This is a genomic window from Leptospira noumeaensis, assembly GCF_004770765.1.
Classification (GTDB): domain Bacteria; phylum Spirochaetota; class Leptospiria; order Leptospirales; family Leptospiraceae; genus Leptospira_A; species Leptospira_A noumeaensis.
The window spans coordinates 987,357-1,001,535 of the sequence record NZ_RQFK01000026.1 but is presented as its reverse complement, the minus strand read 5'-3'; the positions used below and the strand labels follow the sequence as shown (position 1 = coordinate 1,001,535).

General features: G+C 36.3%; 15 protein-coding genes and 1 pseudogene. 12 read left to right on the top strand and 4 right to left on the bottom strand.

The genetic code is table 11. From position 1 onward, the window contains the following. Positions 1–9 precede the first annotated feature (9 nt). The 3 genes from EHQ24_RS12935 (at position 10) to EHQ24_RS12925 (ending at position 2,223) form a co-directional block, all read left to right on the top strand. Entirely contained in the window at positions 10–567 is a 558-nt protein-coding gene (locus EHQ24_RS12935) for a gamma carbonic anhydrase family protein (protein WP_425270095.1), read from the top strand. A 43-nt stretch (positions 568–610) separates the two neighbouring features. Next, positions 611–1,831 (top strand): MFS transporter, encoded by a 1,221-nt coding sequence (locus tag EHQ24_RS12930; RefSeq protein WP_135601998.1) that lies wholly within the window; start codon positions 611–613, stop codon positions 1,829–1,831. 71 nt (positions 1,832–1,902) lie between these two features. Next, entirely contained in the window at positions 1,903–2,223 is a 321-nt protein-coding gene (locus EHQ24_RS12925; protein WP_135601997.1) for a DUF1330 domain-containing protein, read from the top strand. On the opposite strand, the gene EHQ24_RS12920 is transcribed toward EHQ24_RS12925, so the two are convergent. After that, on the bottom strand, positions 2,220–2,729 hold the full coding sequence (locus EHQ24_RS12920; protein ID WP_135601996.1) for an acyl-CoA thioesterase: 510 nt from the start codon (positions 2,727–2,729) through the stop codon (positions 2,220–2,222). The two genes, EHQ24_RS12925 and EHQ24_RS12920, sit on opposite strands and share 4 nt — an antisense overlap. An 89-nt stretch (positions 2,730–2,818) precedes the next feature. Between EHQ24_RS12920 and EHQ24_RS12915 the strand changes: the two genes are divergently transcribed. Both EHQ24_RS12915 and EHQ24_RS12910 read left to right on the top strand, forming a co-directional pair. After that, positions 2,819–4,711 carry a putative bifunctional diguanylate cyclase/phosphodiesterase gene (locus EHQ24_RS12915; RefSeq protein ID WP_135601995.1) on the top strand — a complete coding sequence of 631 codons (1,893 nt, stop codon included), beginning with the start codon at positions 2,819–2,821 and terminating at the stop codon, positions 4,709–4,711. Between the two features lie 83 nt (positions 4,712–4,794). Beyond that, on the top strand, positions 4,795–5,721 hold the full coding sequence (locus EHQ24_RS12910; RefSeq protein WP_135601994.1) for a cation diffusion facilitator family transporter: 927 nt from the start codon (positions 4,795–4,797) through the stop codon (positions 5,719–5,721). Here the strand turns inward: EHQ24_RS12910 and EHQ24_RS12905 are convergent. Beyond that, positions 5,713–6,315 (bottom strand): glutathione S-transferase family protein, encoded by a 603-nt coding sequence (locus EHQ24_RS12905; protein WP_135601993.1) that lies wholly within the window; start codon positions 6,313–6,315, stop codon positions 5,713–5,715. The genes EHQ24_RS12910 and EHQ24_RS12905 overlap by 9 nt on opposite strands. Beyond that, positions 6,299–6,895: a DAPG hydrolase family protein gene (locus EHQ24_RS12900; RefSeq protein ID WP_244310418.1), complete on the bottom strand. Its 597-nt coding sequence runs from the start codon at positions 6,893–6,895 to the stop codon at positions 6,299–6,301. Before EHQ24_RS12900 ends, EHQ24_RS12905 begins: the two co-directional genes overlap by 17 nt. A gap of 45 nt (positions 6,896–6,940) precedes the next feature. Between EHQ24_RS12900 and EHQ24_RS12895 the strand changes: the two genes are divergently transcribed. Beyond that, complete coding sequence (locus EHQ24_RS12895; protein WP_208725774.1) at positions 6,941–7,552, top strand: TetR/AcrR family transcriptional regulator; 612 nt, start codon at positions 6,941–6,943, stop codon at positions 7,550–7,552. 25 nt (positions 7,553–7,577) lie between these two features. Here the strand turns inward: EHQ24_RS12895 and EHQ24_RS12890 are convergent, their stop codons facing one another. Next, complete coding sequence (locus EHQ24_RS12890) at positions 7,578–8,783, bottom strand: MltA domain-containing protein (RefSeq protein WP_135601992.1); 1,206 nt, start codon at positions 8,781–8,783, stop codon at positions 7,578–7,580. A 514-nt stretch (positions 8,784–9,297) separates the two neighbouring features. On the opposite strand from EHQ24_RS12890, the gene rpmH reads away from it, so the two are divergent. The 6 genes and pseudogenes from rpmH to mnmE all read left to right on the top strand — a co-directional run bounded on the left by rpmH (position 9,298) and on the right by mnmE (position 14,112). After that, the gene (gene rpmH, locus EHQ24_RS12885; protein WP_081431642.1) at positions 9,298–9,459 is read left to right on the top strand and encodes a 50S ribosomal protein L34; all 162 of its coding nucleotides are present in this window, start codon (positions 9,298–9,300) and stop codon (positions 9,457–9,459) included. A gap of 29 nt (positions 9,460–9,488) precedes the next feature. Beyond that, a pseudogene (locus tag EHQ24_RS12880) lies at positions 9,489–9,791 on the top strand (ribonuclease P protein component); the annotation flags it as partial. After that, positions 9,788–10,015, top strand: a complete 228-nt coding sequence (gene yidD, locus EHQ24_RS12875) for a membrane protein insertion efficiency factor YidD (RefSeq protein ID WP_135596247.1) — start codon at positions 9,788–9,790, stop codon at positions 10,013–10,015. The pseudogene EHQ24_RS12880 and the gene yidD, both read left to right, overlap by 4 nt. Positions 10,016–10,018: 3 nt before the next feature. Beyond that, on the top strand, positions 10,019–11,974 hold the full coding sequence (gene yidC, locus EHQ24_RS12870; protein ID WP_208725771.1) for a membrane protein insertase YidC: 1,956 nt from the start codon (positions 10,019–10,021) through the stop codon (positions 11,972–11,974). Between the two features lie 28 nt (positions 11,975–12,002). Continuing rightward, entirely contained in the window at positions 12,003–12,734 is a 732-nt protein-coding gene (gene jag / locus EHQ24_RS12865) for an RNA-binding cell elongation regulator Jag/EloR (protein ID WP_135587501.1), read from the top strand. After that, positions 12,727–14,112, top strand: a complete 1,386-nt coding sequence (mnmE, locus tag EHQ24_RS12860) for a tRNA uridine-5-carboxymethylaminomethyl(34) synthesis GTPase MnmE (RefSeq protein ID WP_135601990.1) — start codon at positions 12,727–12,729, stop codon at positions 14,110–14,112. The genes jag and mnmE overlap by 8 nt, the downstream gene beginning before the upstream one ends. The last annotated feature ends 67 nt before the right edge of the window (positions 14,113–14,179 follow it).

Sequence of the window (14,179 nt, the reverse complement as noted above, 5' to 3'; positions counted from 1 at the left end):
TATTCAGAAATTCCCGTTTTTACAAAACCATTCATCCACCCTTCAGCCACTGCCTTCGGTATGATTGAATATGGAACTTCCGTATCTTTATGGCCGGGTGCTGTGGTGCGGGCCGATATGAACACAATCAAACTAGGAAGTTATGTCAATATCCAAGACAACTCTACTTTGCATACAGATAGCACAAGTCCTATAAGTATCGGCGAATGGACATTAGTTGGTCATAACGTAATGATTCATGGTTGTAAAATTGGAAGAGGTGTTCTTATCGGAATTGGATCAATCGTTTTAGACAATGCGGAAATTGGAGATGGTTCCCAAATTGCTGCTGGATGTATGATCCGAGGTGGAAAAAAAATTCCTGCCAGATCTCTTGTGATTCCCGATGGATCGGATATTAAAATTTTTCCAGGTAAAGCAAAACCAGAATTAACGGTAGCAGGTTGTATTGAATACGCACATCTATCGGTTCGATTTGAAAAAAACATCTTTGTTCCATTTAAAAAAGAAGAAGAAGTACATTTTGTATCCCAAGCTAAGGAAATTATTTCTAAGTTGGGAATCTAAGTTTTGAAAATCGAAACCCAAAAATCTAAAACTTACGCTTTATATGAAAAACATTATAGATAAAATACAAATCCTAGGAATATTTTCAATCACTCAAACTGTCTTCCAAATTGGAACTGTCATGATTATGGCAGTTTCTGCTTTGGCAGGCCAAAACATAGCACCTGCTCCCGAATCTGCTTCCTTACCCATATCCTTTGTGATTTTGGGTACTCTTCTCGGCTTAGTTCCAGCATCTAGGATCATGAAGTGGAAAGGTAGTAAATTTGGATTACTCACAGGAACTATCATTGGAATCTTTGGTGCAATTCTTGTTTCTTATGCGATGTATGAGAAAAACTTTATTCTATTTTCCGCTGCACACTTGTTATATGGATTTCATCAAGCATTTGTCCAATACTTAAGATTTGTTGCCATGGAATCAGTTCCAACTCATGACCGCGCAAGTGCTTTATCATGGATTTTAATTGCAGGAATTCCTGCGGCATTTCTTGGTCCACTGGCTGGTCTCTACGGAAAAGATTTTTTTCCAAATTCAGTTTATTTAGGATGTTATTTAATTTTAATCTTTAACTTATGTTTACAATTTTTATTGATTCTATTTTTACCAACACCTAACAAAGAAACTAAAAAAAATACAGAAGTAACAATTGATCCTTCTCCCAGATTATTGGCCCGACCTTTTTCTTTTCATGTTCAAAATTTCGGATTGTGGATTTCCATTTTAGCAACTGCCTTTAGTTTTGGAATCATGGCGATGCTTATGTCTGCTTTACCCATTGCGATGAAATCACATGGCCACGAAATGCATGCATCCACCCTTATTTTACAATGGCATATCTTAGGAATGTACATTCCTTCTTTTTTTTCAGGCCAATTGGTACGAAAAATGACAGCACCCTATTTGATTCTTTTAGGGATTTTTATTATGGGACTAGAAAGTTTTGCCGCAATCCAAGGCACAGAATTTTTACCTTTTGCAACAGCCCTCATTTTACTCGGTATTGGTTGGAATTTTATGTATGTGGGTGGAACCAATTTACTTGTGGAACAGTATCATCCTTCGGAAAAAAATACGATCCAATCTGTAAATGATACAATCGTTTATTCTTTTGCGATTCTATCCACATATAGCGCAGGTTATTTGGAGAATAAAGTTGGTTGGCTTTCTCTCAATTTGGTAAGTATTCCATTTTTAGTTGTGATGGCAGTTCTGGTAATTTTCTTTATCCAGAAGAATAGAAAAAAACTTAAGGTTTTATAACTAGTCATTGTTCTAAATAATCAATATCAAAAAGATACAAAATGTAATTTAATTTTATATGCGGTAAAAATATGGAAAAACAATTATTATCATTGGAAACTATTATAGGAATCCAAGTAAAGGATGATGAACTTTATGCGAAATATAGAGCAGAAATGAAATATTTATTAGATAAGTATGAAGGTGGTTTTCGGTATGATTTTAAAATCCAAGAGACATTAAGATCGGAAACGGAAAATTCCATCAACCGTCTATTTTTGATTTATTTCAAAAACAAAGAAAACAAACTCAGTTTTTTTGCGGATCCCGAGTACAAAAACATAAGGGAAAAGTATTTTGTACCTTCCGTGGAAAGTACAACTCAAATCGCTGAGTATGAAAGATATAATTAAATATCTTTTCTTCCCACTTTGATTCTAGCAGCAAATTCCTTTGCCATCTCAATTCGAAGTTTTCCCTCTGCAAACCTACGTTTTTCTAGTTCTGAATCCAATCGTAAAGGAGGAACAGGGCATGGTTTTTTATTCGAGTCCAAAGCAACAAACGATAAATAGGCGGTAGTAGCTCGAACCATTTCCCCTGTATATGGATTTTCTCGGTTCACTTGCACTCCTACTTCCATCGAAGTAGTACCCACATAATTGACCATGGCCTTAAGATTGACATGGTCACCAATTTGAATCGGTGTAATAAAATTTATTCTATCGATACTTGCTGTAACAGCTTCGTGACCGGAATGTCTTTGTGCTGACATCGCCGCAATCGAATCGATCCAACTCATGATAGCCCCGCCAAATGCAGTTCCATAATGGTTAGCATCGTTAGGAAGTACAAGATGTCGAGTTTCTACTGCTGAATCTCGAGGAGACTTGGCCGGTAAATCATTAGTATTCATCACAATGAGGATAACTTAGTCTTGACCAATCGCTAAGGAAAGGCTTTTTTAAGGTTTTCCGGAACAAGTTTCAATCGTCTAATGAGAACCAAATGGTAACAGAGAGATACAACTATGTCTATTGGACGAAGTTCAGAAAGGATACAAGTCCACTACTACGTCGTTTTTTATTAGTTACATCTGCTTTGTTTATCTTCGCGGCCATTTTACACATCATTCCATTTTTTACAAACCAAGGTGAAATCGATTATATTTTCCTTTTTGTCGATTTAGGAATATCTGGAATCTTATACCTAGAATATTTATTAAAAAACAAAGTTCCATTGATCGTTCGAGTTTTTAGTTTGATTGGTACCACTATTTTCATATCCGTTTTGTCATTTGTTCGCAGCGGATTACTCGGAACCGGAGAAATTTCCTTAGCCTTTATCATCATTTCATTTTTTGTTTTCCTTCCACCTATCTTAAGTTTGGTTTCGTCACTTTTAATATCCATCCTTCCTGGGATATTTGGTGTCATGGTCTATTTCTCTTGGATTCAATTCCCAGAGTTTTTAGGAATTAGAAATAATAGCCCAAGAGAGTGGTATTTTAAATCTGTTAGTCTTATAATTTTTTCAATATTAAGTGGATTTTTAATCCAAAGACTGAGAGCAAAATTAATCAAAAATATTGTTTTTCTAAAAGATTCAAGACGCAAAATACTTAAAAACAAAAAACATATCGATAAACTTGCATTTTATGATTCTTTAACCCATTTACCGAATAGATATTTATTCGAAAATATAATTAAAAATAAAATTGAGTTAAGTAAACCTGAAACATTTCTATTGCTCATCAACATAAAAGGAATTAAAGTGATCAACGCTTTACACGGAATAAGTTTTGGTGACCAAATTCTCGGTCTGATTGGAAGTGTTTTAAAACAATTCAATGAAGAAAGACCAGATATACTCGTTGCCAGTTTAGGTGGTGATGAATTCATTCTATGGATTCAAAATTCAAGTAAAACAAAAATTGAGGACGCAATCGTAAGATTTGACTTAAATAACAACGAAATTCTCACTCCAGAACGATTGGGACATAGATTACAATATCGTGTTTCAGGAATTCAATTCGCAAATGATACAAATAATTTAGATGAAATGATTCGTAAACTTTCGATTGCGATGAACGTAGCAAGGGAAGAATCCCTTCCAAAATTAGTTTGGTTCCAACCAGACATGGAATTAAAAATAGAAAGAGAACAAAAACTTAAAATCTATCTAGAAAAAACAATCAATCAAAAAAGTTTTAAAATTGCCTACCAAGAAAAAGTTGATATTAGTTCTGGAAAAACTATAGGCCTGGAAGCGCTCGCAAGATGGAATGCACCGGAATTTGGAAATGTGCCTCCTGACGAATTCATTCCAATTATCACCAAATCAGAGTTAATTGTCCCGTTTGGAAAATGTATTTTCGAAAAAGTAATTTCACACATTCCTAAACTACTTGAAACCTACGGAAAAGGAATTCAAGTTTCTATCAACATATCACCCATTTTCTTTTTATATCCAAACTTTAATGAATATATCATCCATTGTTTAACAGAACAAAAAATAGATCCAAAAAATATAATATTCGAAATCACAGAAGATGTATTCTTGGATGAAATCGAAACCATTGAACGAATTGTTTCTGAACTTAGATCCAAAGGAATTTCTGTATCCTTAGATGATTTTGGAAAAGGTTATTCTTCTCTTCATTATATGCAGAAAATTCAATTTGATGAATTAAAAATTGATAAATCGTTTTTAGATGATATTGCAAGTTCCGATAGAAATTTTCTACTTCTAGAATCAATTTGCCACTTAGCTGATTCCTTAGGATTAAAGACTATTGCAGAAGGGATTGAAAACGAAGACCAAATCCTCCGGCTAAAACAAACTTCTTGTCATGTAGTCCAGGGTTATCTATATTCAAGACCAGAAATACTGTTTGATTGATTAATCCCAATCCTATCATTTGATTTTGTTTTCCCCTCTTTCTTTAGTTGCAGAGAAAAAACGAATCTAAAAATATATCCTCTATGGGACAAGGTCATAATCATTCTAAACACGACCATCATTCGCACAACCATAACCACAATCATTCTTCTTCCTCGTCTAAAAATCTAGCCTGGGCATTTTTACTTAATTTAAGTTTTTCAATTCTAGAACTGATCGGGGGTCTTTTTTCTAATAGCATCGCCATCATCTCCGATGCCTTCCATGATTTTGGCGATGCTTTATCATTGGCCCTTGTTTGGTATCTGCAAAAAATTTCGACAAAACCAAAAGACAATTTATTTGATTATGGATACAAACGATTTTCCATACTTGGTGCACTCATCATATCCGTAATACTTTCTGTTGGTTCCATATTTATGATCATCGAATCCATAAAAAGATTCGTCACGCCAGAAGAAACAAAAGCAGATGTAATGTTTGTCCTCGCTATCATAGGTGTTATTGTCAACGGGATTGCCATGATTCGACTCAACCATGGCAAATCACTCGCTGAAAAAGCAGTGTTTCTTCATTTTTTAGAGGATATACTGGGATGGGTCGCAGTCCTTATCGGTAGTGTTGTTATGATGTATTTCAAAGTCCCTTGGTTTGATCCGTTATTATCATTATCGATTGCATTATGGATTTTATGGAATGCATACGGTAACATCAAACAAGTAATGATTGTAATGTTACAAGCTGTTCCCGAATCAGTGGATCGTAATGACCTCATTGAACACTGGGAAAAAATCAAAGGGATTCAGTCGGTTCATGATATCAAAATCTGGAGTTTAGATGGAAGTCATCATGTGGCTTCCCTACATGTGCTCATAGACAAAACAGTCAAACTAAATGAATTTCAAAAGATTAAAGAAAAAATTAGAGAAATTGCCTTAGAATTTGAAATCATTCACACTACCATCGAACTAGAAACAGACGCTGAACAATGTAAACTTCATTCAGAATGAATTCATTGGTTTAAATTTATCTAAAGATTGGATTCGTTTGATCCAATCTAAGATCTTAGGATACAAAGATAAATCAAATCCACCTTCATGAGCAACATGAGTGTAAGCAAATAAAGATATATCTGCCGTAGTCATAAAATCTCCAACCAGAAACATTGTTTTTGTTAGTTGAGTTTCCATAACTTGTAAGGCCTTATGACCGCCAACTTGTTTTGATTCGTATTCGGCACGTCTCTCTTCAGGAATCCCCAAATAATGACTGATAAATCTTGCTACTGCAATGTATGGTTCATGACTGTACTGTTCAAAAAACTGCCATTGAAACATTTTGGCTCTTTCAAAGTTATCTTTGGGAATCAGATAACTTCCTTCTGCTAAAAAATTCAAAATGGCATTGGACTCAGATAAAATCCTTCCATCATTCCAAATCAAAACGGGGATTTTTCCATTGGGATTCATCTGTAAAAATGAATCTGTTTTGGTTTCTCCTTTTCTGATATCAATGTCTATCCATTCGTAAGGAATTTCTAAGAAGGAAGTTACTAGTAAAAGTTTATAACTGTTTCCTGATTGTCTGTCACCGTAAATTTTCATTTTCTTTCCTATAAAGATTCGGTAAAAATTTTTCGAACTGACCTACTTCTTCAATGTTATGTTTGATCCAAAAAAAACCATGTTGTTTGTCAAAAAACAAAAATTCAAAGATGTGTCGTATCAATTTAAAACTAAATCCCTTCCATCCAATAATCAAACGATTTTCATAACGAGTTCCTTCGGCGCTGTCCTTAAAACTATATTCCATTCTTGCAATAGGTAAAAAACCATATAGTTTTGGATTATGAATGAAACCTTCTTCATCTAATTTTTCAATGGGACTCATTACATTTACTAAATAGTTTTTGTTTCTACCCAAGTATTCTACGAATCTTAATGCCGCTCCAGGTTCCACACTACCATCAGGTTTTCTCTTTTCATAACTGATATGAACATGATCTTCGGGATGCCAAACATGGTATCTATTGTAAATCTTTCCTTCATATTCAATATCTCCTTCTAAATGTTGGAACCACCAAACCAACATTTTTGGGTGCACGCCCTTGATTGTATCATGTCGAATCCAATATTTGACGCGTCCGTCCGCGAGCACCTCTCTTCCCGATTCAGCTGAATCCACAGACTTCCTCGTTCATTCAATTTCCAACTTTGGCAACAAACCTAATTGAACTTTTTTCATTTCGATCCCCTCGGTATAGTAAATGCTGCTGAGGATGTATTTGCTGAGTTAGGATTTACTGGTGCCACAACAGCAGAACTGGCGAAAAGAGCCGGTGTTACAGAACGCACTCTCTTTAAATATTTTCCGTCAAAGAATGATTTATACAGACGGGTTTTATCGGGATTACTTCTATCCACAATTGTGCCAGGTCATATGTCGGACCTAAAAGAAAGATTACAAACTCTGAAACCAAATTTTAAAGATTGGTACATTTCTATTTTAAAGGCAAGGTATGAAGCTGTAGCAAAAGAACCCAAAAAATTAAAACTACTTTTAGGTGCCCTTCTTTTTTCCAAAGAATTCGCTGAGATCTTTGGAAATCTTTGGAAGACAAATTTATACGATACCTCAGTCCAGGCTTTCCAATACTTTCAAGAAAATGGAGAGATCAGAAAGGATTTGGATCCAAATCAAATTGTAAGAGCATCTTTTAGTTTGGCTGCGAGTTTTCTAATTACTAAATTTGTTTTAGCACCAAAATATCCCTTAGATCCAAACCAAGAAATCGAATCAATTTTTTTGATTTTCTATCAAGGAATCAAAAACGAAACGTAAAAAGTTCTCTAACATTAAAAGAAATTTATTTATTTCTAGTTTTCTCTTTTTTAGGAAGTAACAAAATCACTTTTCCTTTGGTTAACAAATTGTTTGCCATTTCTTCCGCACCGTCCCCACTTCCCAAATAATAATCCAAACGACCAAGACCGGTGATTGCATTTCCTCTATCATGAACAAACACCAAACGGTCGTTTATCGTTTCTTCAGCCGATTGAAAAGAAAGAAATACGGGCAATCCTAATGGAATTCCTTTGTCCATAGCAACAGATCGAAATGAAACCAGACGAATTCCGTCACTTCCCATTGGTCCGAATGAATTTTCATTTACTTGGTTTTTTGGAAACGATTCTTTTTCAAAAAATATATATCTTGGATTCTTTAAAATGGCTTCAGTAACTTCTTTAGGTTTGGATTGGATACAATTTGAAAGATGGTATGGTTTTAAACTGGGACAAATTCCTTGAAGGTGAATAGAAGGACTGATATAATTCTGACCATTATCTGCAGCATAATTGATTCGAAATTTTTCTTTTGTTTCTGTTTCGACAACTGCGGATCCTTCCAACTGGGCTAAATGTAAGTCTGTCAATCGTAGGTAAATGATCGGTTTGGAATATTTCTCCCAAATAGATTTTTGATTCCATTTTTCCCTAAGAAAGAGTTTTGGATTTTCTGACATCGTAAGATCAAATTTGGGCGGAAACAATGCAGGATATTGATATTCTCCCTGTGGTTTGTTTTTCCCATGAATTCGTATTTCATAATATCCTGTTATAGTTGGTGGTTCATCAGAAGGACTCAACACAACAGATAAAAAATGTTTTTTGATTTCATTTTGAATTTGGTGAGAGGGTGTATCTCGGATGATCGTTTGGAGATTTTCTAAAGAACGAAGGATCTCCTCATTTGTATATTCCTCTTCTCCAAAACGAAATTTGCTGTCTTTAGGTCTCCTCTCAAAATGATGGATGGACTCCTTAAAAGCAAACTCTAGATCCAGATCTTTTGTATGATCCGAATTTTTGAAGGAGTTAGAAGTTTGAGGGTTCTGCGAAACTAAGGATAGGTCTGTTCGTTTCTGACTCTTTCTGTAACTTCGATTCTGCTTTGGCTCTGCAAGTAAAGCCAAAGTCCAAAGTAAGCCGATCACAAAGGAAACCGAGGCAATTTTGAACATCAGTTGAAAAGGTAAGTCACTTTCTTTTTTCAGCTGGTTACCGTTGCACATAGGGTATTGTTTCATTTAGCGCCAAGATTTTGAATACCTTTAAAAGAATAGAAACCGAGGCCAAGAAATTCATGAAAGAAGGTTTCTAATTTTCTTTGGAAAGTGATGGGAAAAGGTAACTCAGTTTCGAAGTAAAGTGATACGATAGGGTAACTCGGTTTCGAGAGAAAACGGTGCGAAAAAAGAACTCGCTATCAAAGGAAAGAGACTTTAAAAAATGTGTCAGTTTCAAAGGAAAGCGATGCGATAAGGTAACTCAGTTTCGAGAAAATGGAACGAGAAAAGATCATTGAGTTTCCTTGGAAAATAACGCGATGAAGTGACTCTCTTTCAAACGAAAGCCACTGGAAAAGGTAAGTCACTCACCTCAAAGGGAATGTTTTTGCCTTATGTCTCATAAGAAAGTCGCTGTCCAATCATTTTTACCAATTCCCCTTGACTTCCATGGGGGTACCAAAAACCTTTCAAAAGACCTCATATTTTTGCGATCATATATAGATTAATTAGGTGTTTCATGAAACGTACATTCCAACCGAGTAAAATTAAACGCGTGAGAACTCACGGATTCCGAGCCAGAATGGCTACCCCAGGCGGAAGAAATGTGATAGCCAACAGAAGAAGAAAAGGGCGTGCTAAATTGACTGTTTCCGACGAAAAAATCGGGAGAAAGTTCTAATTTAGGAGCTTCCTGCGGAGACCCTTCGCGACCAAACCAGGATCCAGGAACTCTTTCGTCAGAATCGTAAAATGGGCAGGCCACCGATGCGATGGCTTGTCCGAAAAAACGGCCTTCCGTTTGCCAGTTTTTTATTTTGTCCCGATAAAACTCACAAAACAGCCGTTGCACGAAACCGTTCCAAACGAATTCTCAGAGAACTGGTTCGGAACCATATTTCTTTAATACCAGTAGGATACGACTGTGCCCTACTGGTTCAGAAAGAATTTGCGAAGTTATCTAAGGAAGACCGAGAGGTTCTGTTCCTTTCGGCTCTAAAACAATTCCCATGAATCGGCTGTTTTTGGTTCTTATTTACCTCTACAAAAAACTGCTGTCCCCACTATTGCCTCCGGCTTGCCGGTTTACCCCCAGTTGTTCTGAATACGCCAAACAAGCGTTTGAAACCTATCCATGGTACAAAGCGTTTGTTCTCAGTGTAGTTCGAATTTCTAAATGCCATCCTTATCATGAGGGTGGGCATGACCCATTACCGAAATCCTTTAACAAGAGTTAACTTATGCAAAATGATTCCACTAACAGACAAAGTCGTTTATTCCTCGCGCTATTTTTAAGTTTAGCAGTATGGATGGGTATAAACTACTTCTTCTTTCCACCACAAACACCGAAACCAAAAACCGCAGATGAAGTCTCCAACAAGGAAACCTCCGAAAAAGAGAAAACTAACGGAACTACTACAGATCCGAAAGCAGAATTAAAAAAACCAACAACTGAAACAACAAAGTTAAATCCGGTAAAACCAGAAGATGTAAAAACCTTTGCGTTAAAGACAGATTCTTTTTTAGTTCGTTTTTCTAGTTTAGGTGGAAGGATCACTGAATATTATATCAAAGATCATAAAGAACCAGATGGTTCCGAATTTGCCATCGCAAAAGATCCTAAGTTTCAAATTGAATTTGATGGACAAACTGAAAAAGCAGTCGAACTCTCGAGGGGTCAAGGTTTTGACTTCAACATCATTGAAGACAAAGACACCATTCCTTTTTCAGCTTACAACTTAGTAAACTTTAGCTCCAGTTACAACTCTGAAACAAAAACTGTAATCTTCGAAGCACCTTCGTTAGATGGAAAATTTACCATCCAAAAGAAATTTCAATTTTTTCCTTCTGAAAATTATTTCAAATTTCATTTAACACTTAAAAATAGATCAAACGAAACCATCAATATTTCTTCATCAAAATCTGATGTTTATTTTAGATCCTTTAGTTCCCTTGGTCCAGTACTTAAGAAAAAAGAAGATTTTAACGATCGGGACAATGCTCACTACTTCCGTTATTACTATTTGGATGGAAGTTTTAAAGACCACGTAGACGGAACAACAACACAGGGATTTTTTGATAATCTATTTGGTTCCAATGATGGAAAAGACACTCGTTACGAAATCAAAAAAGGTTCGAATGACCGCGTTGACTTTGTAGGGACAGGAAGTCGTTATTTCATTGGGGTTATCGATCCATTAAATGATAAACCAGCTGGTGTTCTTCTCGATAATCGTAAAGGAAATGAAACAGGTGTTCTTCTTGTTTATGATAATTGGAAACTTGGTCCCGGTGAAGAAGTTAACTTAGACTACGCGGCTTATGTTGGTGTTCGGGAACTTGATGGAACCGCTTTCCGTGACAGCAAACTTGATCCAAAAATCAACAAAGACTCTGTATTTGCAGGCCTTAGTGATTCTCTCGACAAATCATTCAACCAAGGGATTACGACCCCTCTTCGTAATGGAATTGTTTGGATTCTAAAAAAGATTTATCTCGTCATTCCTAACTACGGTTGGGCGATTGTTATTTTTGCCATACTTTTCAAATTAGCATTTTATCCGCTGAACAAAAAACAAGCGGAATCGATGAAGAAGATGCAGGAGTTATCTCCACAAATCAAACTCATCAACGAAAAATATGCGGATGATCCAAAACTCAAACAAGAAAAAACTGTAGAGTTATACAAAAAGAACGGAACCAATCCAATGGCTGGTTGCCTTCCGATGCTCATCCAAATTCCTATCTTTATCGCATTGTATACTGCTTTCTCTGATACAGTGGATCTTTGGAATTCTCCATTTTTATGGATCACCGATTTAAGTGAACCAGACACCGTTTACACAACTCCAAAGTTAGCTTTTATTGGTGCCCTTGCGATCAATATCCTTCCACTCATTATGGTGGCTACACAAGTTGTTCAGTCTCGAATGACAACTGTTTCCTCAGATCCTAACCAAAAGATGATGATGTACATGATGCCTGTAATCATGTTATACTTCTTTTGGTCTATGCCTGCTGGTGTGACAATGTATTGGACAATGCAAAACATTCTGTCCATCGCACAACAATTGTATACGAACAAGTTTGTTAAATCGGAAGATAAAAAACCAAAAAATAATGGACCAGAACCAGCAAACAACGCTTCAGCGGTTGCAAGACCGGGTTTTAGAAACCAGAACAAAAAGAAAAAATGAAATCATTGTTTAACAAGGAAGATCACAGATGAATAATTACATTTTCGAAGCCGAAGGAAAAACTAAAAGTGAGGCAGAAGAATATTCACTCGAAACACTTCGCCTCCAACCAGGCGATTTACGATTCGAAGTAGTTGATTCCGGAAAATCCGGATTTTTAGGAATCACACAAAAAAAACCAGCCGTCGTACGTGCGTTTGTTGCGAACAACGACATCCCATCCGAAAAAATCATTCATGGAGTGATCATTACTATTTTGAAAAAAATGGGGATCCCTGCCGAAGTGGTTGGAATGGGTGATGTAGATGGAAAAATCTATGTCGAACTTACTAGTAAAGAATCTGGACTCATTATTGGAAAAAGAGGCGGCACATTAGATTCACTTCAATTCCTTCTCAACCTAATGGTCGATCCAAAAATTCGTCATAACCGAAAAATCGTTTTGGATATTGAATCGTATCGCGACAAACGCGAGTTATCTCTCATTCGATTGGCAAAATCAATAGCTGCATCTGTCATCAAATCGGGTAGATCAAAACTACTCGATCCAATGAATCCTTTTGAAAGAAGAATTGTTCACATGGCAATCCAAGAAGACGAAAGAGTGTTCACAAGATCAGAAGGAAACGGAACTTTCAAACGAGTTCGAGTCATCTCAGCAAAAGAAAAACATAAATATAAAGATTTGGAAGATCCAACTAAAAAAGGCCTTCCAGTGGAAGACTTTGCTGACGGAGTAGACCAAGAAGATCTTGATTGATACCATTGCGGCATTGTCCACAGCCTCAGGGCCCGGAGCGATTGGCATCCTTCGGGTATCGGGCTCTGCCGTATTGCCAATTGCCCTTGCCGTTCTCCAAAAAAACGGATCTCCTCTCACCGAAGAATTCATCTCAAACCAAAAACGCACTGCCATCTTCTGTGATTTTATAGATTCAGAAAAACCATTAGACCAAATTGTATTTTTTTACTTTCCGGCACCTAACTCATATACAGGTGAAGGTTTAGCGGAGTTCCACTTACATGGAAATCCAATCCTTCTCAAACGTGCCTTACAAATTCTTTTTGAAAAAGGAGCAAGACCTGCGCAAAAGGGTGAGTTCACAAAAAGAGCTTATTTAAATGGAAAAATCAATTTATCCGGTGCAGAAGCGATTGGTCGACTCATTGAAGCTCGCTCTCGATATGAATTAGAGTTAGCACAAAAAAATGTATTTGGCGAAATTACAAAGTTAAGCTCTAAAATTCGCAGTGATCTCATTTCACTGAAAGCAGAATGCGAAGCAGAAATAGATTTTTCTACGGAAGACTTAACCTTTGAAAGTTTGGAAGAAAGAAAAAATCGAATGATTTCTTTAAAGAATCTTTGTTCCAAATTAATTAAAGATTCAGAACGTGCAGAAACTTTGATTTTGCAATCCACTGTTGTTCTATTTGGAGAGCCAAATACAGGTAAGTCGAGTCTTATGAATTTACTCATTGGAAAAGATCGTTCGATTATCTCTGACATTCCCGGCACTACCAGAGATTATATCGCTGAGGAATTGAGTTTGGACGGAATTCCGATTCGACTCGTGGACACTGCAGGCATTCGAGATACATCAGATAACATAGAACAAATGGGAATTGAACGGAGTAAACGCGAAGCGGACAGTGCGAATGTAAAATTACTTCTCATCGATACATCCCTTCCCTTTGACAAAACTTCATTTTTGACAAAACATAAAGAAAGGCTTCATGGTGCCATCCTTGTTGCCAACAAAATCGATGATCAAAACAAAGATTGGAACAGAAACCAATTAGATGAGTTAAAGAATGAATTCGAATTGGAAATAACAGAGATCTCTTGTAAGACAAAAATCGGGATTCCTCATTTATTAGAACTTTTGAAAACCAAACTTACTTCCCAAGATAACTCGGAAGATGTGGTTCTATTGGAAGACCGACAAAGATATCATATTCAAAAAATAGAATCTAGTTTATCAGAAGCCATCCGACTGATGGAAGATAATGCACCTGCAGAAATTTACATTCAGGAAATCAACTCCTCCCTTAAAGAAATTGGTGAAGTCAACGGACATGTGGACAACGAAGAAATCCTCGGTAGAATTTTTAGCAAATTTTGCGTTGGTAAATAATTCACAAAAATCCTAAAATTTACGATTGTCTATTCATCGAAATAGTATCTAATAGGTGCACATTCCA

Coding starts and splice junctions, on each gene's coding strand:
- EHQ24_RS12930 (WP_135601998.1), top strand. CDS start 611: ATGAAAAACATTATAGATAAAATACAAATCCTAGGAATATTTTCAATC.
- EHQ24_RS12925 (WP_135601997.1), top strand. CDS start 1,903: ATGGAAAAACAATTATTATCATTGGAAACTATTATAGGAATCCAAGTA.
- EHQ24_RS12915 (WP_135601995.1), top strand. CDS start 2,819: ATGGTAACAGAGAGATACAACTATGTCTATTGGACGAAGTTCAGAAAG.
- EHQ24_RS12910 (WP_135601994.1), top strand. CDS start 4,795: ATGGGACAAGGTCATAATCATTCTAAACACGACCATCATTCGCACAAC.
- EHQ24_RS12905 (WP_135601993.1), bottom strand. CDS start 6,315: ATGAAAATTTACGGTGACAGACAATCAGGAAACAGTTATAAACTTTTA.
- EHQ24_RS12890 (WP_135601992.1), bottom strand. CDS start 8,783: ATGTGCAACGGTAACCAGCTGAAAAAAGAAAGTGACTTACCTTTTCAA.
- rpmH (WP_081431642.1), top strand. CDS start 9,298: ATGAAACGTACATTCCAACCGAGTAAAATTAAACGCGTGAGAACTCAC.
- yidD (WP_135596247.1), top strand. CDS start 9,788: ATGAATCGGCTGTTTTTGGTTCTTATTTACCTCTACAAAAAACTGCTG.
- yidC (WP_208725771.1), top strand. CDS start 10,019: ATGCAAAATGATTCCACTAACAGACAAAGTCGTTTATTCCTCGCGCTA.
- jag (WP_135587501.1), top strand. CDS start 12,003: ATGAATAATTACATTTTCGAAGCCGAAGGAAAAACTAAAAGTGAGGCA.